Source organism: Mycobacterium sp., from assembly GCF_050701675.1.
In the GTDB taxonomy this organism is placed as follows: Bacteria; Actinomycetota; Actinomycetes; order Mycobacteriales; family Mycobacteriaceae; genus Mycobacterium.
The window spans coordinates 1-19,835 of record NZ_JBOGDD010000558.1 but is presented as its reverse complement, the minus strand read 5'-3'; the positions used below and the strand labels follow the sequence as shown (position 1 = coordinate 19,835).

The following is a 19,835-nucleotide window of genomic DNA, read 5'->3' as shown; positions in this document are numbered from 1 at the left end:
GCCATTCGTCGGGTCGATGCCGTTGAACGTCGACCCGTTCCCCTGGGCGATGTGTCGTGCGACACCGAAGTAATAGAAGGCATCGTCATCGAAGAGCGCGATGAATCGGTCATACGGCAGGACGAAGGCCAAGGCCAGCCGCCAGATCGCCAGCAGGGTGACGACCGCCAGAATCGGCGATCGGTACCAGACCGGGGTCGGCTTCGCGGAGTTCTGCCCAAGGGGCCCAGCCGATGCGGCGGTGTCCATCCGACGAACAATCGTCTTCGCCATCTGAGTCGCCCCTAATCGGGTGCCTGGCTGGAACCCGCTGGTGCGGCGACGGGTTCGTCCAGCGGAGAGCTGAAGTCGCACCACAGAAGGGCGACTATGAGAAAGAGAATGCGTGACGCCTGCTCGAATGCGAACAGATCGAATGTGAAGCTACACGCCATGGTTGCGACGAAAATCGCTCCGAGCGTGTACGCCTGGTCCCGCTCGCGTTGATTGGTCGCCCTGCGCAGCGCGGCGGCGATCCCGAAGAAGCCACCCGCGGTGAGCAGTACCATGGCCGCGACACCGATGAGGCCGCCCTGGACGACCGCTTGCAGCCACTGGTTGTCCAGATATCCGTACTCGGCCGGCGGCGAGGCGCCAAGCCCAAGACCGGCAATCGGGTGCGCGTGAAAGGTCTTCGACACCAACGCATAGTCGGAAGTACGCGACATGATGCTCGGGTCTTCCTCGGAATTGATGATCGTGTTCCACAGGGCGCTGGCGACCGAGGGAAGCATCTGCATGTAGGCGCCGACGGCCAATGCGGCGGCCACGATTCCGACCGCCAGATGGCGGACCTTCACGTTCCACACGTAGAGGGCGACGGCGGCGGCGAGCGCGATGACGCCACTCCTGGATACCGATGCCGGCATGGCCACCAGAGCGATGACGAATGCGATGAGGGCGCCGATGCGTACGACCGGTCTGGCGGTGTGGCGCGCGAAGTACAACGTCAGCGCCATCGCGGCGACAGACACCACCGAGAACTCGATGGCGTGCTGGGAGGTGCCCATGACGCGTTTGGCGCCGAAACGCTCGGCCAGATCGGTGGTGTCCGACTCGACGTTCTGCACGAAGCCGGGTGGTTCGAAGAGGTACCGCAGGTCGATACTCGTCAATGATTGCATGAGCCCGACGAAACACCCGAAGGCGAGACCGATTGCGAGACAACCGAGAACGAAGTCACGCTGGCGTGCGGTGCGCACCCGGGCGAAGGCGTACAGAGCGACGCCGACGTTGGCGACGAGGCTTATCAACGCCCGTGTCTTGGACGCTTCGACGAGTGAACTCCCATCATTGGTGAGCCCGATTGCGTAGATGGTCAGTTGAAGGAAGAAGAAGAGAACGATGATGACCACGCCAGGGCGGACCGAACGTCTTGCGGCGGTCCTGCGTGCGGCGACGAAGCCCAGCACGGCCAGCCCGAACAGTAGTACCGACAGGATCTTGGCCGGCGATCCGTTGCTCTTCAACGGGCCGGGAGCGACCGAGAAGGCCGGGAGGATCGAAATCAGGATGCACAGCGCCCCGAGCAGCACCGGCTTGCGTTCGCGGCCGTCGACCGTACCGTTCGTTGCCGCGATGACCCCCGCGCCGGGTGCGACGGTGGCGGCGGTCACCCGGCGTCCACTGTGCTTTCAGCGACCGACGCGCCATTGAGTGGCGGTCGGACGAGGTCCTGGGAGTCATCGGACGCGGCCGACCCGGCCTTTCCCGCTCGAACCGATCGCTTCTCGCTCCGCCGAGCCTTCGCGCGGAGCCATGCGATGTCGAACAACACGGTGAACACGATCGAAAGCCCCGCACCGGCAATCAAGATCATCAGCGTCGACTTCATCCGGCTCGGCATGCCGCCGACCGGTGGCGTCGGGGGTGCCACGACGAACATCTGCACCATCTGGTCATCGGACACTCCGGCTTCCTGCTGTAACGACTTGAGCGTGAGCTCAGCCTGTTTCGTCGCAAGTTCGAGCGTCCTCGTGACCGCGTCCCGGTTGGCGCTGGTGATCTCGATCATGATGATCGGCGGTTGCGGGACGGAGGGGGGTACCTGGATCAGCTTCGCGTAGAAGTCGGGTAGGCCGCCTTCGGCTGCCACACGGTCCAGAACGGCGGGCTGCTGCAATCCGAGCGCGGTCATGTTCGCGATCATCGTGGCTCCGCCTGCATCGAGAAGTCCGTTGCGTGGCAGGGGGACTCCGGCGTCGACGTGTTCGACGCGGGAGTTCGGTGGAGCGAGGCCGACCACCGTATTCGCGTAATAGACGGGTATTGCCGAGGTGTAGGCGCCGTAGGCGTAGTAGCCCACTATTGCCAGGACCGGTAGCAACACGTACCAGCGGCGAACGCACGACTTCAGTAGATCGAAGAGGTCCAAGACAACGTTCCCTTCACAGCGCAGATTGCAGACGTTCTAAAATTTGCCACACACCCACAGCGCCCACCCCGAGGAAGACGCCAATGCTACCGGTTACACCAGCTCTTTGTAAGGTGAACCGAGGTTTTTTTGATTCAGGACCCGAGGGGTCCAAGTGCTTCGTAGATCTTTGCCAAAGTATGACGCCGGTGAGCGGAGTCCCGGTCGCCCGGAGGTCATCCGACGCTCGCGCGGCATCGCGGCGCCTGGTGCGCCCTGGGTACCCCACCAGGACGACTGCATCGGCGTGGTTACCCAGAATGGCGGCCGTGACCGACGAGAGGACGGGGGGTGCGGCAACCAGCACGTGGTCGTAATCGTTGCGCAGCCCGTCGAAGAACTCGGCGGTCGCCTTCGCCGCCAACTGGTCGGGGGTGGCTGCCCACTCGCTGAGGGATACCGTCTTCGGCCCGCTGCCATCTGGCGGTGAACTGCAGGCATCGAGCACGAGCGAGCGGCCTCCGATCACCTCGAAGGCGCGGGCCAGCTCGGATGCCACTGTTCGGATGTCGTATTCGTCTGCAGCGGAAGCCAATACGATCACCTGACCGTGATCGGCATCGGGTTGGGAACCGGCGAGGGACCGCAGGCGCTTCTGCAGGCGCCGGTACTGCTCGAGACCGTCCGTATCGGCGCGTGGGTCCTTGGTGAGTGTCCCGATGACAGTCAAGCCGGCCGCGGCGGCTTGGTCGGCCGATCTGAGAATCGGGTCGATCCGTGATCGGATCCATACCGCCACCGATGCCAGCACCACCGCGGCGGCGACGGTCAATAGGGCGAGGACGATGCGTTCGGCCTCCCGTTCGTGCGGTTCGGTCGCGTTGGTGACCACCCGGGTGTGAACCTTCTGGCGGTCTTCTCCGGTGGGTGTCTCCAATGCATCTGTGTAACCGATGAATTCCGCTGCCAGAGTCCGGGCGATTCGTTGTGCGCCGGTCGGTGATCGGTCGGTCACTGCGACATCGATGATCGAGGTCCTTGGTGGCACGTTGGTAGCGCTGATACGGGCGGCGAGATCGGAGGCGCTGACCGGCAGGCCCAGTTCGTCGACGACTCGCTGCGCTACGACGTCGCTCGTGAGCAAGCCGATGTAGGAGTTGACGCGCCCCGCGACGACGTCGTCGTTCTGATAGGCGTCCGCCGTCGTCGAACCGTCGATGGACACCAGGAGTTGGGTAGAGGAGATGTATTGCGCCGGTGTCGACACAATGGCGATCGAGCCGACCACCAGCACCGCTGCGGCCACCGCGACGAACGTAACCCAGTGTCGCGTAACGGTGGTGACGAAGTCCTTCAGGTTCACGGAGTCACCCTCTCGGCTTGGGGGATGTCGTCTTGCGCCCCGATTGACCGTCCGAACGTCGACCGAAGCACTGCCCCGAGTGCCCCGAGTACCAACCCGATCAGGGCTGCCCCGCCGACGACCGCAAGAACGGGAGCCCCCCAGGCGACTACCCGGACGGGTGGTCCGGGCGGGTCGACCACGACGAGTTCGGCGCGCGGGACCAACGAGCCGGGGACGGACTCGAGTGTGCGAACGGTGGCTGAATATTCGGAGAGCAGCACGCTGGCAGTCTGACGGGCCTCATCCGCCGCTGGTGCGCTCACCGCGACGTCGATCAACGCCGTGCCGGGACGATTCGCCGCATCGACGCGGCCCGACAACGCGTTTGGATCCATGTCCAGCCCGAGATTGGCGATGACCCTGGCGGATACGCTCTGGCTGTTGGCTAGGCTGGCGTAGGTCCTGGCGCGAGCTTGGCCGTACGAGTCTCCGCCGTCCACGACATGGCTGACGTCGCCGGGGGTGCGCACGAAAATGGTTGCCTGCGAACGATACAGCGGGGGCTGAACGATGAGCAAGATCGTCATCACGGCGACCGCCAGAAGCCCGCCCCAGAGCGGCCATCGCCATCGAGTGCGGAGTATTCGACCGTAGGAGACGAGGGTGCCGTTCATGTGAGCTCCGGCCGCGCTGTTCATGCCGGATTCGCGAGCCGGTGTGCGGACAGGGACTGGACGAGTGCCGAGGTGATCGCTTGATCGCCTCGTCGATTCGGATGGATTCCGTCACTCTTCAACAAGGTGGAGGTGTCGGTGTCGCTCAACGTGCCGATCGGGTCGATGACGACGGCGCGGGGGACCTGTTCGGCGAGGCGATCGAAGAAGGCGTCGTCGTAACCCAGATCGTCGTCGGGGCGTTCGAGAAATCTGGGCCTGATGACGATGATCGTGGCAGCGGGCCATGTCTCAGCAGCTTCCTGGAGCGTCGCCACCATGGCTAGGTACACCTCCTCGACAGGGGCAAGCTGATCGTTTCGGCCACCGTCGAACACCACGACGTCCGGTGCAAATTGGGCGGCGAGGTGGGGGATGCGCTCGATGAACGACTTCGACGGCCCGAAGTATTGATTGAGTACGAATCTGTTGGCCGTGCCCCCGCTGACGAATCCCGTTCCTGGCGTGGCTGACAGATGGCACAACCAGCCGGTCTGCACGGCGGCCATGCACGGATACGACATCTCCGCCGATCCAGATCCGAGCGTGTAGGAGTCGCCGATGAACAATGCCGACACGCTCGCCTGCCCGGCAGACTGCGGACGATCGACGTGGACCGTCGACGGGTCCGCCGCTCGGGCGGGGGTGTCCTGTGGGCGCATGGCGAACCCGAGCCCGACGATGAGGATCGCAACCAGCACGACCGCTGCGACGTCCCACCGGTGCAGGCGACTCATCGGCCGACCTCCGTTCGCACCCACGCCGCGATCCTGTCCGCGATGACGGACTGTCCCTCATCGGTCGGCCCGCTGAGGTCGTCGCGCATCTGCGCGACGGTCAGCCAGGGCGGGTCGAGTGCGTCGAGGAAGGGAACGCCCGCCTGTTGCGCTGCGTCGCTGATCGCGGCGGAGACATGCCTGACGTCATCGGGAACGGGCGTCTCATACCAGGTCGGACCGACGACGAGGACCCGCTGACCATCGAGTTTGGTCTTGTTGGTGGCGTCGATGAAACTGATGCCGATTCGCGTCTTGTCCCACAGTCCGGCATCGGCGATTCCACCGACGATGAGGACGATCCGAGAGTGGGTGCCTTGCGCACGGTCCACCTGATACGTGAATGCGTGCCCGCCCTGGCCATCGGCGACGAAGCCTGAGCCGGGTTGGGCGAAATTGGCAACCGACCACCCGGTGCGCTCCGCAAGGAGTGTCGGCCAGACAACCCGGTTGTACCGCCCCGCACTGTAGGAGTCACCGACGACTGCGATGCTCAACGGCGCCTGCGCAGTCCTGGGTGCGGCGTTGACCAAGACAGATGCGATGACCAGCTCCGCGATCAGCGCGATCGGCAGAAGAGCGACCAACAGCGTTCGGCGCCAGGTCATCACGATGCGCATCGGACACTGCCCAATACGTCGGCGTACGAGGCCGTCAAGCGGTCACCGACCTCGGTCATGCACAATTCTCGACGCACTGCGTCCCGTGCTCGGCCGCTCATGGCCCGCGCCAGCGCCGGGTCGCCAAGGATGGTCTTCACTGCAGCCACCAATGCGGGAACCGCTGGTTCTACGACGATTCCGCAGTCCGTACGCTCGACGAGATCGGCGAGGCCGCAGTCCTCGGATACCACCACGGGTAAACCCACCGACATTGCCTCGAGCACCGACATCGGATACGGCTCATCGACCGACGGCAACACGTATACGCTCGCGGACCCCATGCGTTGAGGCACCGAGAAGGGCGGGAGTGACCCCTCCCACGTGATCCGGGTCTGGCCCGCGAGGGCAGCACGAAGAGCGGGACCCTCGCCTTCGTCGCGCCCGATCAGGGTGAATCGCGCATCGATGCCGACCTCGAGCAGGTCCTTGGCCATCTCGACGAAGGCGATGGGGCGCTTGCGCGGATGCATCCGGGCGGCGAACAGCACTTCGGGCAGCCCACCAGAGGGCGCAGCCATGGGGTACTCCGGCACCCCATTGCGCAAGGGCAGGAGCCGGAGGTCGCTTCCCGCGACCGTGATGAGTTGCTCGCGCTCCTTGGGTGTCAGGTAGAAGACGGCTCCCGCGGAGCGAAGGATTCTTCGCGTCCACACCGCGTCGACCGGCGCCGCGAGTGCACGGCTCGATGGCACGACCATTCCGTGTGTCTGCAATACATAGGGGATGCGCCGCCGGAGGGCGGCGAACGCAACCGGCAACACGACGAGACCCCGGTCGAAGTGGATGTGCACGACGTCGAAGCGGTCCGCATTCCGGCGAAACCAGCGGAGGAGCGCCGGCGCGCCCATGCCCGCGAAACTGAGGCCCGGCAACAGGGTTCGGGCCGGGAACAACTTCGCCGGTACGCCGTTGAGCTGCTCGGGCACCACGTCGTACCCTCTCGTGGCGGCGACGATGGTGACCTGGTGGCCGCGCTTCATCATCTCCGCGCCCTGGTTGAGTGCGACGCCGATCGGTCCGCCGTACGCGCCATCGGTGCTCAGCAGCGTGACCACGTGCAGTATTCGCATCCCGGTCATAGTGTGCCGATGCTCGCCTGCGGCGGGCGCACGATCGAACCCGCAGGGACGTCGGAGGCCACCAGCGACGTGGCTGCGATCACCGCGTTCGCGCCGACGGTGACCCCGCGCAGGATCGTGCTCCGCGCGCACAGCCATGCGCCGTCGTGGACGACTATCGGGCCGTTGTCGAACTCGAACGTCGGCGACCGCATGTCGTGGCTGCCCGTGCACAGATACGCCCCCTGCGAGATGCACACGTCAGAGCCGATCTCGATCGAGTCGAGGTTGTAGAGCTCAGCGCCCGTCCCGACCCAGGAGTTGTCTCCGATCGACAACTTCCACGGCCACTGGACCGTGACTCCGTGCCGGATCAGCACCCCGTCGCCGATGTCTGCGCCGAACCACCGCAGGATTGCGCACCGCAGCCCGTTGGGGCACCAGACCTGGGTGAACACCAATCGAGAAACTGTCACCCACAGTAACTGTGCAGCAAATCCGCGGCCCTTTTCGTAGGGCCTTCCGCGACGCGCTGCCAGCGATCGTGTCGATCCGACGGACGACACTCACCCCACCCCCCATCCGGCAAACAACCAAGTGAACCCCACACTATCGAAAGTGAGCATAATCCGCACAAACGCATTTGAACAGCTATCGTTACTACTCGTGCCGAGTTCCATTCCAGAAGGGCTTGCCGCGGTCGACGACGGCCTTCCCATCATTTCGTCAATCGACGGGCCTCTGCAGGCACGGCGAAGCCTTTTCGGTCAGGCGGCAGTGCTTGTCATCGGTGCCCTGTCGGCGGTGCAGGTGGCGAACTACACCGTCACGATGCTTTCGGTGGTGTGCCTGCTCCTGGTGCCTGGGTTCTTCTTGATGAGGCACCGCGGGACCGACTTGCTCCCACTCGTACTGGCCGCCTTGGGGTGGATCTCGTTCCTGGCCTCTTGCACCGTCAACGGCGTCAGTGTGCTGTGGCCCAACGCCGTTGCACCGGCCGGATTCTCGCTCTATCTCATGGGGTTCACGGTGCTCACCGCGGGCTTGCTGGATCGGATCGCCCTCTTGCTCAGTGGGATCGCAGCGGGAACCATCATCTTCTTTCTGGTCAAGGGAATCGAGCTCACTCACACCGGGGGCTTCCTGAACCTGTGGAAGTACGGGATAGCACAATCGGTGACGGTGGTCGTCTTGTTCGGACTCATCACCGCCCGGGCTCGGCCGGTGGTACCGGCGCTCGCCCTCGCTCTCGTTGGGTTGGCCAGCCTCGGCCTCAACTTCCGCTCGCATGCGCTGGTCTGCCTTCTGGCGGCGGCGATCCTGCTCGTACGCCGCTACCTGGGCTCGCGGTTGCGGCGGGTTTGGCAATTCGCGCTGATCATCCTGTTCGGTCTGGTGTTCGCATACGTGATGCCGATCGCCGCGCGGGCCGGATTGTTCGGACCCGCCCTGCAGCGAAAGACACTGGAACAAGAGGCCACTGACTTACCGATAATGCTCGCCGGGCGCACCGAGCCACCGATGAACATCACCGCCATTCTGCAGAAACCGCTTCTCGGCTGGGGCAGCGCCAACGACTTCCCGCCCGAGTTATACACCCAGGCAGAACATCTCGGGGTTCGCATGGGATATCCGCCAACGTTCCCGTTCGAGCTGTATTGGCGCCTGCCGGTCTTCGACTACTCGGCGACCCACTCGGTGCTGTTTGGCTCTTGGGCCGAAGGCGGTGTGCTCGCGACGTTGCTACCGCTGTGGCTGCTCTTCGCCTGCCTCGCCATCACGTGGAACAACGCCCGTTTCGGAAGGTGGGCTCCGCTTGCGTTGGCGGTTGCACTGCAGGGAGTTTGGGATCTTCTGTACGCTCCGTGGACCTACAACATGCTGGCCGGCCACGCGTGCATCGCATTGTTGTTCTGCGCCGTCCACTTTCGCCGCCAACCAGCACCGCCATGATGCCGACGGTGAGTGTCGTGATCCCCACGGTCGGTCGGCCCTCGCTCGAGCGCGCGGTGCAATCCGTTCTGGCGCAGACCTACCCCATCACCGAGGTGATCGTGGTGGCAGACACGTGCCAAGACTTCTCCGTGCCCTCGGACGACCGAATCGTGTTGTGTCGAACCGACGTCCCGAGCGGTCCCGCGCGATGCAGGCAGATGGGCATCGACCAGGCACAGGGCGCGGTGATCGCTCTCCTCGACGACGACGACGAGTGGCACCCGACGAAACTGGCCAGGCAACTGCGCGCCGTCGACTCCCTGGATGACGGGCATTGGATCGCGTCGTCGCGGACGGTCGTTCGGGGCCCGGGTGGAAGGGAGCGGACGTGGCCCCGCCGGCTCGTCCAGCCCGGCGAGTCCATCAGCGACTATCTGTTCCGGTTCACCGACCTCGGCTTCGGCGGGGCCATGTTGCAGACCTCGACGCTGTGCTTTCCCACCGAATTGGCCCGCGTGGTCCGCTGGGACGCCCACGCGGACGAGCCCCACGACGAGCCGAGCTGGCTGATCCGGGTCCAGCGTGCGGTCCCCGAGGTCCGGCTGGTACAGCTTCCCGACGCGCTGAGTACCTACAACGTCATGGGCCCTTCGCTCTCTCGCGACCCGGCCGATCGCACCGATGAGTACATCGAGTGGGGACTGCACTACCTCTCGACGGAATCTCCACGTGTGCTCGGCGACTATCTGTGCACCAGCGCGGTCAGCGCCGCGGTATCCGCGAAATCCCTTGGCGGAGTCCGACGTTCGATGAGATCTGGACTACGCTATGGCCGTCCGGGACCATTCGCGCTTTCATATGCCATGCTCAACGCGGCCAGGGTCGTGCTGCGGCGGCTGCGCGTGGTGGCCACCTGATGACCACCGACCAGGCCCGCCTCGCTCCGGCCGAACGCAGGGCGCTGTTGTACGGGCCCGTGTACCGCATCCTCGGCACTCCCGTCACCGCCCTGCTGAGCCTGATCAACACGGCGATCATCATCCGCGAAACGGGAGAGGCGGTCTACGGGCTGGTCGCGCTGATCACCACCATCACCCTGCTCTTCCCATTCGCCGATCTGGGCATCGGCGCTACGGTTCTCAGTGCCAGCGCGCAACTGACGGGGCCGAATACCGATCCGAACGCCGCCGACGTCATCCGTCGCGCCTACCACGTGCTGTGCGCAGTGGCGGTCGCACTCATCGTGGTCGCGCTCGGCGTCATGACATTGGACCGTTGGGCCTCGCTCGTCGGATTCTCCAGCGGGGCGGACGACCGCTGGGCGATCACCGTAGTGGCATGTCTCTTCGCCCTCACGATCCCGGCCGGCCTCGGCGTCCGCATCCTCATTGGCATCGACCGAAACCCGTTGGCCACGTTGGTGTTGATGAGCTGTCCGGCCTTCAGCCTCGTTCTCACCTTGTTGCTGCGCCTGACCGACGCCGACGGAATCTGGTATGCGGCGTCATCGTTGGGCGGCCTGCTCCTCGGTGAGATCATCGGCACGGCCTTGGCGCTGCGACTCTCGGGTCTGGGACTCTCGGCATTCGCCCCGGTGGGGCCAGACGCGATCCGTTCCGCTTTGCTCGCAGGGTCCGCCTGGCTGTTCGTGGTCGGTGTCGGGTTGCCGGCAGGCGCACAAACCGGCCGGGTCCTGCTTGCGCATCTGTCGACACCGGGAGAGTTGTCTCGATACGCGGTGATCGCACAGCTCTACGCCGTCTGCTGGCAGGTGCTCTCCACTGCGGCATTCGCATACTGGCCCGCCTTCGTCAAGCGGCGTTTGGCCACTGAGGAGACGATCCGGATGTGGTGGCGGCTGTCCTGCACGCTGGGTGGCGCCGCGCTGATTGCGGCAATCGCCCTCGTCGCGTTCGCACCGTGGGCCGCGAACGTGTTGTCCGGTGGTCGAATCGACGTATCGCCCTGGCTCGCCTTGGCGTTCGGCGCCATCTTGGTCGGGCAGGCCATCCACCTTCCGACGTTCGTGCTGCTGACCCGACCGCAGGAGGCGCGGTGGCAGGCGTCGTGGACGTTGGTGATGGCCATCGTCAGCATCGGGCTCGGGTATGAGGTCGCGGGGAGGTTCGGCGCGGTGGGCGTGGCCTGCGCTGCGGCCTTGGGCATCTTCGCTGCGCAGGTCATTCCGGATCTGCTCTGGGTGCCGAGAGTGGTGCGTCGACGACCAACCTCAGACGTTTGAGGCTTCTCACCCCGTCGGGCCCGTATTCGGCCCGTCGTCGCCACGCGCGCGCTGGAGCGTGGTCGCCAGCGGGGCGACGACGGTTTCGCCTTCGCCGACGTCGTGCATCACCGTCGCATTCACACCCACGGTCGCCCCGTCGTGCAGCGTGATCGGGCCCACCACGACCGCGCCGGCGCAGACCCGCACGTGGTCACCGAGAGTCGGTCGTCCCGTGGCCGTGTAGCCGATGGTGACCTGTTGGTTGATCCAGCAGTGACTGCCGATGCTCTCGGCAGCGACGATGGTTGCCAAGCCGTGCTGGATGAACAGCGCAGGGCCGATCCGATCGGCCTCGAGGCTGAGGCTCGCGGCCGGGCGGTACAGCGTGCGCATCAGGAGCCGAACCACGACTGGAGCCGTCCGCAGCCGATAGTGGACGAGGGTGCGGAATTCCGTCAGTGCCCCGGCAAGGTAGGCGAACCGGGAATATCGCTTCAAGGCAAGCAGGTCGGGGTCCTCGAGGCATCTGACCCACCAATCGACGTCCTGGAAGACCAGCTCGGCCGCCTTCGATCGGCCGACGCCCCACCACAGCGGGTACGCCCAGACCCGGGCCAGGGCCAGAAGCGGCGTGCGCATTCGCTGATCTGCCATGGACAGATGGTATCGACGGGCGGCCACCGACACGCCATCCAGTTTGCTCGTAGCGATTGGGCGGGTCAATCGGGATCAGCTCGACCCGGGCTTGATGGAGGTCGGTGACCGAGCAGGGTGACATTGCTAAATCCGCACGCGATGGAACGTTTTCCCATCGACGGTGGTCGCCGGAGGGCGTCACGAGACGTCCATGATCGACGTGAACACACAGGAAATCGGTATGTGACGATCGCCCATCCGTTGTCGCGACACCGCGTGCCACGCCATCGTCACCGAATCTCTAGATAGTTGCTAAAAATCGTTGCAGAGGTAATTTACGGATGGTAACTTCACAGAATCACGGGGTCGCGCTGCGCAGCGGGCTAACCGACCGAATTTTGCGACCCGTGTGATCATCTCGCCGGGGGAAGGGGGCATCGGTGCCGACTAGACGTACATCCAGTGACGACGCGTATCTGGGCTGGTTCCACGATTGGCGGGATGTGAACGCCAGGTCCCTCCGAACTGTTCGCTGTGGACGGGTCGCTCCGAATAGTCAGCGCACGAACGGAATTGGCGTATGAGCAAGCATATTCTGGTCATCGTCGAGAACTTGTCCGTGCCGGCTGACCGCCGCGTCTGGCAGGAGTGCCGGGCCTTGACGGACGCAGGGTTCCAGGTCACCGTCATCTGCCCCACCGGCACCGATCACGACCGCGAACGCGAAGCCGTCATCGAGGATGTCCGGATCCTGCGGTACCCGCTCCGCGGATCGAATGGCGGCCCACTCAGCTATCTTCGCGAATACACAACCGCCCTCTGGCACACGCTGCGGCTGGCTCTGCGGGTGCGCCGCGAGGGGCGCATCGACGTCGTACAGGCATGCAACCCGCCCGATCTGTTGTTCCTGATCGCGCTGGTGCTGCGGTTGGGGGGCGCGAAGTTCGTCTTCGATCACCACGACCTGGTGCCCGAGCTGTTCATCTCACGCTTTCCCAACCGCGGGCGAGCGCTGTACTGGGTCACGCGGATCGCCGAACGGTTGACCTTCGCGACGGCAGATGCGGTCATCTCGACGAACGAGAACTACCGTCAGATTGCGATCGAGCGCGGCAGAATGCCCGCCGATCAGGTGGTCGTGGTGCGAAGCGCACCCGACCTGGACCGCTTCGTCAGGCGCGCCCCGGATGCAGGTCTACGCAATGGCAAGCCCTTTCTGCTCGCCTATCTCGGGGTGATGGGGCCGCAGGACGGAGTGGACTACGCTCTGCGGGCCGTGGAGCTACTGCGTAACGAGTTCGGGCGGGACGACGTGCACTGCATCCTCATGGGAACGGGTGACTCGCTCGATGAACTAACCTGCCTCACCGAGGAACTCGGGATTGCGGACATGGTGGAGTTCGCGGGCTGGGTCGGTGACGATTTCATCGGACGTTGCCTGTCCACCGCCGATGTCTGTCTGTCGCCCGACCCCGTCACCCCCTTCAACAACGTTTCGACGATGAACAAGGTGGTCGAATACATGGCCATGGGGCGGGCGGTGGTTTCCTTTGACCTCGTCGAGACCAGAGTGTCGGCAGGCGACGCTGCTGTCTACGTCGAGGACAACGACGAACTCGAGTTCGCACGGGCGATCGACGATCTACTGAAGGACCCGGAGCGCCGCCAGCGGATGGGGGAATTGGGGCGCCGAAGGGTCGAACAAGAGCTGTCCTGGGAGCTATCGCGTCGAAATCTCACCCGGTTCTATCATCGATTCCTCGACGCAGACATCCATGGGTCGTCGCGGCCACGCGCGTCGGTGCTGCAGTGGCCGAATGGTGGAACACCGAGCGGGGATGTGAATCAACGTGATTCGACGGCGCAATCCACTGCGCCGACCGGTCCGCTGGCGGGATGAGAACCCCCACTCCCCGACGTCTGCGGCTCCCGGTGGGTTCTAGCGCACCGCGCTAGGCCGGCGTCAACTCCACACCCGTTAGCACCACGGCGTCGTCGCGGGCCGGCGCAGAGAGCACGGCCAGTAGTCTGCCGCCGTCCTTCCAGACGCTGGCCTTCAGGGTCTCGCCCGGGAACAGCACTCCCGAAAAGCGAGCGCCGTACGAGCCGACGCGCGAGACGTCCCCGTCGAGGAACTCGTCGACGAGTGCCTTGCAACCGATGCCGTAGGTACACAGGCCGTGCAGGATCGGCTTCGGAAAGCCCGCCGCGATGGCGAATTCGGGATCGGAGTGCAGTGGATTGCGGTCTCCGCACATCCGGTACAGCAGCGCCTGCTGGGGCAGCGTCGGGATGGCCAACTCGGCGTCGGGCGCACGGTCCGGTGGCTGCGCCGACGTGGAGGGGCCGCGCTCGCCGCCGAAGCCGCCCTCGCCACGGGCGAAGATCGACCGCTTCTGCGTCCAGAGCAGGTCGCCGTCCGGCGTGCTCACCGTCGTCTCGGACCAGATCACCGCGGCCTTGCCCTTGTCCCAGATCTCGGTGAACCTGGTGACGGCTCGTCCGGTGCCCGACGGCGGGATCGGGTTCGGGACCGTGATGGCCTCGCTGGCATGCAGCACGCGGGAGAGCTCGATGTCGATGCCGGGGAACTTCACCGTCGGCGGCTCGGTCATACCGAACGTCTGTGCGACGTTGCCGAACGTGGGAAGCACCTGCGGCGTTTCGTCGGTCAGGTAGCGCAGCTCGCGCGCATCGAGGGGATCCGAGCCCGCGCCAAGGCCGAGGTGATACAGCTGCACATCGCTACTGCTCCAGGAGAATTCGACTGCAGGCAGCTCGGCGCCGATGGCCTCGTCGAGGTTGATCGGCATGTCAGACCGTCCCGGACCCGGCGGCAGCGTCGGATGTCGCCGCCGGCGCGGCTCCAGCCAGGTGCAGGGCGGCCAGGTACCCGAACGTCATGGCGGGTCCGATGGTTCCGCCAGGGCCGGGATAGGTATGCCCCATCACCGGTGAGCTGACGTTGCCCGCGGCGTACAGACCGTCGATGATCGAACCGTCGTCGCGCAGGGCGCGGCCGTGCACGTCGGTGCGGACGCCGCCCTTGGTGCCCAGATCGCCGGGCACCATCTTGGCCGCGTAGTACGGACCGTGGCTGATCTCGCCGAGGTTGGGGTTGGGCTTGTTGGTCGGATCGCCGTAGTAGCGGTCATAAGCACTCTCGCCGCGGTGGAAGTCCTCGTCGACACCCGAACGGGCGAAGCCATTGAACCGATCGACGGTGTCGGAGAACTCGCCGAGCGGCAGACCGGTCTTCTCGGCCAGCTCCTCGAGGGTGTCGGCCCTGAGTACGACGCCGGACTCGAGCCACTTCTTCGGAATGCGTTGTCCCGGTTGAAGACCAGCGAAGATGTAGCGGTCTCGGTACTGCTGGTCGAAGATCAGCCAGGAGGGCACGTTCTCGCCGGGGCCCTCGCCCTGGCCGAACTCACCGCCGTACATCCAATGGCACGCCTCGACATAGGGCATCGACTCGTTCATGAACCGCTTGCCGCTGGTGTTGACGATGATCGAGCCTGGGGAGTTGCGCTCGGACAGGGCAAACCACGGTGCGCCGACCAACGGGACCGTCGGGCCCCACCAGGCATCCTCCATGATCTCGAGTGCGGCGCCCAGCTTTTCGGCGGCCAGGATCCCGTCACCGGTGTTGGCTATCGCGCCAACGGTCCACTCCGTGGTGATCGGCGCCCGCTGGTACTTCACCCGCATCTGTTCGTTGTGCTCGAATCCGCCGCTGCCGAGAATGACGCCGCGGCGAGCCTTGATCAGCCTGGGCTCATCGGATTCCGGCGCGTTGGAGTCTCGGACGTAGATGCCGCGCACGACCCCGTCCTCGACGTACAGATCGGTCAGGGCGGTGTTGAGTTCGACTGGGACACCGGCCTTCTGCAGTCCGATCCGCATCGGCGCGATCAGTGCGCGGCCCATGCCGACCAGGTTCTTGCCGGTGGCCTTGGCCCACGTCGCGCGGATGCCGACCTTGAGGCTGCGCAGCACGCCGCGCGGATGGCGCTTGAGCTGGTTGAGCCGGACGTAGTCCTGCTGCATCACGACCATGTTCATCGGCACCTTGCCGTACGGCGGCTCCAGGCCATTCTCGTCGGCGCCAAGCTTCTTGGCGTCGAACGGCTTCGGTTCGACGGACCGACCGCTTGCCTTGCCGCCGGCGGCCTCCGGGTAGTAGTCGGAGTACCCGGGCACCCAGCACAGCTTCAGTGGCGAATTCTTCAATACGAACGACAGCATCTCCGGACCACGCTCCAGATAGGTGTCGATCTTCTCCGGCGCAACGGCGTCGCCGATGATCGTGTGCAGGTAGGTGCGGGCTGCCTCGGCCGTGTCCTTGACCCCATCGCGCTTGAGGACTTCGTTGTTCGGAATCCAGACGCCACCACCCGAACGTGCGGTGGATCCTCCATAGTGCGGAGCCTTCTCAACGACTAGTGTCGAGAGTCCCTGGTGGGCGGCGGTGAGTGCGGCCACCATGCCGGCGGCGCCGCTACCGACCACGATGACGTCGTACTCCTGCTGAGTCATGTAGAACACGTTATAGAATTGTCCGGCCGACCCACAACTGCGCCGGTCGACGAAACGAGGGGACTTCACCGATGTTGTCCGTTGAGGTACGCGACGAACTGGCCGCCGAGCTGGCCGAGGCCGAGCGCAGCAAGGTGTCGACGACGCCGTTGACCGACGGGTATGCCGACATCGACGTCGTGGATGCCTACGAGATTCAGCTGATCAACATCCGTCAGCGCGTCGCCGAGGGCGCCCGCGTGATCGGTCACAAGGTCGGCCTGTCGTCGGAGGCCATGCAGAAGATGATGAACGTCGACGAGCCCGACTACGGTCACCTGCTCGACGAGATGGAGGTCTTCGAGGACAAGCCCGTTGCGGCGGGCCGGTTCCTCTATCCGCGCGTTGAAGTCGAGGTGGCCTTCATCCTGGCCGACGACCTGCCTGGCGCGGGCTGCACCGAGGACGACGTGCTCGCCGCGACGGCCGCGTTCGCTCCGTCGATCGAGCTCATCGACACCCGGATCACCGACTGGAAGATCAAGTTGTGCGACACGATCGCCGACAACGCGTCATCCGCGGGCTGGGTGCTTGGCAAGGAGCGGGTGTCGCCCAAGGACGTGGATATCAGGGCCATCCCGGCCGTCTTGACCCGCAACGGTGAGGTCGTCGCCGAGGGTCGCAGCGATGCGGTGCTCGGCAATCCCGTCACCGCCGTCGCGTGGCTGGCCCGCAAGGTCGACCAGTTCGGGGTGCGGCTGAGGGCCGGTGACATCGTCCTGCCCGGGTCGTGCACGCGTGCGATAGATGCACGTCCCGGCGACGATTTCGTAGCCAAATTCGACGGGCTAGGTTCAGTCCACCTGTCGTTCGAATAGAGGGAGTTCACATGCCCAATAAGGCATCCGTCGCGATCGTCGGGTCCGGCAACATCAGCACCGATCTGTTGTACAAGCTGCTTCGGTCGGACTGGCTGGAGCCGCGTTGGATGATCGGCATCGACCCGCAGAGCGAAGGCCTCGCGCGCGCCCGCAAACTCGGTCTGGAAACCAGCCACGAGGGCGTGGACTGGTTGCTCGCACTCGAGGAGAAGCCCGACCTGGTCTTCGAGGCCACCAGCGCCTACGTCCACCGCGACGCCGCACCGCGCTACGCCCAGGCGGGCATCCGCGCCATCGACCTGACCCCTGCCGCGGTCGGGCCAGGGGTGATCCCGCCCGCCAACCTGCGCGCGCACCTCGACGCGCCGAACGTCAACATGGTCACCTGCGGCGGGCAGGCCACCATCCCGATGGTGTACGCCGTTTCCCGCGTCGTCGACGTGCCGTACGCCGAGATCGTGGCGTCGGTGTCCTCGGCGTCGGCCGGGCCTGGCACCCGCGCCAACATCGACGAGTTCACCAAGACCACCAGCGCAGGCGTCGAGGTCATCGGCGGTGCCGCCCGCGGCAAGGCCATCATCATCCTGAACCCGGCCGAACCGCCGATGATCATGCGCGACACCATCTTCTGCGCCATTCCCGAGGACGCCGACCAGGACGCGATCACCAAGTCCATCAAGGAGGTGGCCGCCGAGGTGGCGACCTACGTGCCGGGCTACCGGCTGCTCAACGAGCCGCAGTTCGACCCGCCCTCGGTGCACTCGGGTGGCCAGGCGCTGGTCACCGTCTTCGTGGAAGTGGAGGGTGCGGGCGACTACCTGCCGCCCTACGCTGGAAACCTGGACATCATGACCGCCGCGGCGACGAAGGTCGGCGAGGAGATCGCGAAGGAACGGGTCTCTGCGACCACTGCAGGAGGACAAGCATGAGTACCGACATCTTCTTCAATCCCATCTGGGACGTCCGGATGACCGATACGTCGCTGCGCGACGGTTCGCACCACAAGCGTCACCAGTTCACTCTCGCCGAGGTCGGCTCGATCGTCGCGGCGCTGGACGCCGCGGGGGTGCCGGTCATCGAGGTCACCCACGGCGACGGCCTGGGCGGGTCGAGCTTCAACTACGGCTTCTCCAAGACCCCGGAGCAGGAGCTGATCAAGCTGGCTGCCGAGACGGCCACCGAATCCAAGATCGCCTTCCTGATGCTGCCGGGTCTGGGCACCAAGGACGACATCAAGGAGGCGCAGCAGAACGGGGGGTCGATCTGCCGGATCGCCACCCACTGCACCGAGGCCGACGTGTCGATCCAGCACTTCGGGTTGGCCCGCGAACTGGGTCTGGAAACCGTCGGCTTCCTGATGATGGCTCATACCATCAGCCCGGAGAAGCTGGCCGCTCAGGCGCGCATCATGGCCGACGCGGGCTGCCAGTGCGTGTACGTCGTCGACTCCGCTGGAGCGTTGGTGCTCGAGGGCGTGGCCGACCGGGTTGCCGCGTTGGTCGCCGAACTCGGCGACGACGCGCAGGTGGGCTTCCACGGCCACGAGAACCTCGGCCTGGGCGTGGCGAATTCCGTCGAGGCGGTCCGCGCAGGCGCCAAGCAGATCGACGGCAGCACGCGGCGGTTCGGCGCCGGTGCGGGCAACGCACCGGTGGAGGCCATGATCGGGGTGTTCGACAAGATCGGCGTCAAGACCGGCATCGACTTCTTCGAGATCGCCGACGCCGCCGAGGACGTCGTGCGCCCCGCGATGCCGCAGGAGTGCCTGCTGGATCGCAACGCGTTGATCATGGGCTACTCCGGCGTGTATTCCAGCTTCCTCAAGCACGCCATCCGCCAAGCGGACCGTTACGGCGTGCCCGCGCACAAGCTGCTGCACCGGGCGGGTCAGCGCAAGCTGATCGGCGGCCAGGAGGACCAACTCATCGACATCGCACTCGAGATCAAACGGGAGCAAGACGCCACCGCCACACCCGCTGGCTAGGCGAGCTAGACAAAGAATTTTCTGGGTCCCATTAGTGCGCCGTGGCCTGCATGGACGACGCCGACCAGGACCGCGATACTTGGCGGCGGGTGTTTACCCCTGGGCATTATGGCTAGGCCTTGGGCTGCGATGAACGCATCGCAGACCGAAGGAGGTTCACGATGAACACGATGAAGATGTCCGGAACGACGGTCCGCCGCGGCCTGTACGGCATGTTCGCCGGCGGCCTGCTGGGGGGCGTCGCATCCGCGGCGATTCTGATGCCGAGCGCGAACGCCGCGCCGGACCAGTGCAGCGCGAGCGGCCTGGCGACCACCCAGAGCTCTGTGCAGCTGTCCATGAGCACCTATCTACAGACGCACCCACAGACCGACCAGGCGCTGACCGACATCGCCAAGAAGTCGCCCACCGAGGCGCAGACGTCATACAACAAGTACTTCGCCGACAATCCGCAGGTCGCCACAGACCTGAAGGGTCTCGAGCAGCCCGTCAGCGACCTGACGACACAGTGCGGCATCCAGTCGCCGTCGAATCAGCTCACCGACGCTCTGAAGTCGGCGTGATTCGGCCATCCCCCTGACAGGGAAGGCAGGCAGGATGGGGCGGTGACCGCCGCCCCACCTCAGTACCGGCGACGCGTCGGTTCTCTGGAACTCCTGCTGCTCGGCCTCATCGCGCTGGCGGTCTCCGCCGGCGCGATGAGTGCTTTCG

20 protein-coding genes are annotated in these 19,835 nt (G+C 65.3%); 8 read left to right on the top strand and 12 right to left on the bottom strand.

Going from position 1 to position 19,835, the window contains the following annotated elements:
* The 9 genes from ACRDUX_RS17045 to ACRDUX_RS17005 all read right to left on the bottom strand — a co-directional run.
* The coding region (locus ACRDUX_RS17045) for a hypothetical protein (RefSeq protein ID WP_526415198.1) at window positions 1-249 on the bottom strand (249 nt) is incomplete at its 3' end.
* A 35-nt stretch (window positions 250-284) separates the two neighbouring features.
* Complete coding sequence (locus ACRDUX_RS17040; protein ID WP_526415197.1) at window positions 285-1,655, bottom strand: O-antigen ligase family protein; 1,371 nt, start codon at window positions 1,653-1,655, stop codon at window positions 285-287.
* Window positions 1,652-2,413, bottom strand: a complete 762-nt coding sequence (locus tag ACRDUX_RS17035; RefSeq protein WP_526415196.1) for a hypothetical protein — start codon at window positions 2,411-2,413, stop codon at window positions 1,652-1,654. The genes ACRDUX_RS17040 and ACRDUX_RS17035 overlap by 4 nt, the downstream gene beginning before the upstream one ends.
* A gap of 13 nt (window positions 2,414-2,426) precedes the next feature.
* The gene (locus tag ACRDUX_RS17030) at window positions 2,427-3,755 is read right to left on the bottom strand and encodes a Wzz/FepE/Etk N-terminal domain-containing protein (RefSeq protein ID WP_526415195.1); all 1,329 of its coding nucleotides are present in this window, start codon (window positions 3,753-3,755) and stop codon (window positions 2,427-2,429) included.
* A complete protein-coding gene (locus ACRDUX_RS17025) occupies window positions 3,752-4,411 on the bottom strand; it encodes a YveK family protein (protein ID WP_526415194.1) in 660 nt (219 codons plus the stop codon). The genes ACRDUX_RS17030 and ACRDUX_RS17025 overlap by 4 nt, the downstream gene beginning before the upstream one ends.
* Window positions 4,412-4,431: 20 nt before the next feature.
* Window positions 4,432-5,187: an SGNH/GDSL hydrolase family protein gene (locus tag ACRDUX_RS17020; RefSeq protein WP_526415193.1), complete on the bottom strand. Its 756-nt coding sequence runs from the start codon at window positions 5,185-5,187 to the stop codon at window positions 4,432-4,434.
* Entirely contained in the window at window positions 5,184-5,846 is a 663-nt protein-coding gene (locus ACRDUX_RS17015) for an SGNH/GDSL hydrolase family protein (RefSeq protein WP_526415192.1), read from the bottom strand. Before ACRDUX_RS17015 ends, ACRDUX_RS17020 begins: the two co-directional genes overlap by 4 nt.
* Window positions 5,834-6,958 (bottom strand): glycosyltransferase, encoded by a 1,125-nt coding sequence (locus ACRDUX_RS17010; RefSeq protein WP_526415191.1) that lies wholly within the window; start codon window positions 6,956-6,958, stop codon window positions 5,834-5,836. Before ACRDUX_RS17010 ends, ACRDUX_RS17015 begins: the two co-directional genes overlap by 13 nt.
* A 5-nt stretch (window positions 6,959-6,963) precedes the next feature.
* Complete coding sequence (locus ACRDUX_RS17005; protein ID WP_526415190.1) at window positions 6,964-7,422, bottom strand: putative colanic acid biosynthesis acetyltransferase; 459 nt, start codon at window positions 7,420-7,422, stop codon at window positions 6,964-6,966.
* A gap of 190 nt (window positions 7,423-7,612) precedes the next feature.
* Between ACRDUX_RS17005 and ACRDUX_RS17000 the strand changes: the two genes are divergently transcribed.
* The 3 genes from ACRDUX_RS17000 to ACRDUX_RS16990 are packed head-to-tail and all read left to right on the top strand — an operon-like array spanning window position 7,613 to window position 11,123.
* Window positions 7,613-8,899, top strand: coding sequence for a hypothetical protein (locus ACRDUX_RS17000; RefSeq protein WP_526415189.1), 1,287 nt, complete (start codon window positions 7,613-7,615; stop codon window positions 8,897-8,899).
* On the top strand, window positions 8,899-9,798 hold the full coding sequence (locus ACRDUX_RS16995) for a glycosyltransferase family 2 protein (RefSeq protein WP_526415199.1): 900 nt from the start codon (window positions 8,899-8,901) through the stop codon (window positions 9,796-9,798). The genes ACRDUX_RS17000 and ACRDUX_RS16995 overlap by 1 nt, the downstream gene beginning before the upstream one ends.
* Entirely contained in the window at window positions 9,798-11,123 is a 1,326-nt protein-coding gene (locus ACRDUX_RS16990; RefSeq protein ID WP_526415188.1) for an oligosaccharide flippase family protein, read from the top strand. The genes ACRDUX_RS16995 and ACRDUX_RS16990 overlap by 1 nt, the downstream gene beginning before the upstream one ends.
* 6 nt (window positions 11,124-11,129) lie before the next feature.
* Here the strand turns inward: ACRDUX_RS16990 and ACRDUX_RS16985 are convergent, their stop codons facing one another.
* The gene (locus ACRDUX_RS16985; RefSeq protein WP_526415187.1) at window positions 11,130-11,759 is read right to left on the bottom strand and encodes an LbetaH domain-containing protein; all 630 of its coding nucleotides are present in this window, start codon (window positions 11,757-11,759) and stop codon (window positions 11,130-11,132) included.
* A 562-nt stretch (window positions 11,760-12,321) separates the two neighbouring features.
* On the opposite strand from ACRDUX_RS16985, the gene ACRDUX_RS16980 reads away from it, so the two are divergent.
* Window positions 12,322-13,641, top strand: a complete 1,320-nt coding sequence (locus tag ACRDUX_RS16980) for a glycosyltransferase family 4 protein (RefSeq protein ID WP_526415186.1) — start codon at window positions 12,322-12,324, stop codon at window positions 13,639-13,641.
* Window positions 13,642-13,693: 52 nt separating this feature from the next.
* On the opposite strand, the gene chsH3 is transcribed toward ACRDUX_RS16980, so the two are convergent.
* On the bottom strand, window positions 13,694-14,554 hold the full coding sequence (chsH3, locus tag ACRDUX_RS16975; RefSeq protein WP_526415185.1) for an enoyl-CoA hydratase ChsH3: 861 nt from the start codon (window positions 14,552-14,554) through the stop codon (window positions 13,694-13,696).
* A gap of 1 nt (window position 14,555) precedes the next feature.
* A complete protein-coding gene (kstD, locus tag ACRDUX_RS16970; protein WP_526415184.1) occupies window positions 14,556-16,280 on the bottom strand; it encodes a 3-oxosteroid 1-dehydrogenase in 1,725 nt (574 codons plus the stop codon).
* 71 nt (window positions 16,281-16,351) lie between these two features.
* Here kstD and ACRDUX_RS16965 point away from each other — a divergent pair, with 71 nt between their 5' ends.
* From ACRDUX_RS16965 to ACRDUX_RS16950, 4 genes are all read left to right on the top strand, one after another.
* A complete protein-coding gene (locus ACRDUX_RS16965; protein WP_526415183.1) occupies window positions 16,352-17,137 on the top strand; it encodes a 2-keto-4-pentenoate hydratase in 786 nt (261 codons plus the stop codon).
* Between the two features lie 11 nt (window positions 17,138-17,148).
* Entirely contained in the window at window positions 17,149-18,069 is a 921-nt protein-coding gene (locus ACRDUX_RS16960; RefSeq protein ID WP_526415182.1) for an acetaldehyde dehydrogenase (acetylating), read from the top strand.
* On the top strand, window positions 18,066-19,124 hold the full coding sequence (gene dmpG, locus ACRDUX_RS16955) for a 4-hydroxy-2-oxovalerate aldolase (protein WP_526415181.1): 1,059 nt from the start codon (window positions 18,066-18,068) through the stop codon (window positions 19,122-19,124). The genes ACRDUX_RS16960 and dmpG overlap by 4 nt, the downstream gene beginning before the upstream one ends.
* 161 nt (window positions 19,125-19,285) lie before the next feature.
* Complete coding sequence (locus ACRDUX_RS16950) at window positions 19,286-19,687, top strand: hemophore-related protein (RefSeq protein ID WP_526415180.1); 402 nt, start codon at window positions 19,286-19,288, stop codon at window positions 19,685-19,687.
* Window positions 19,688-19,835: the final 148 nt, after the last annotated feature.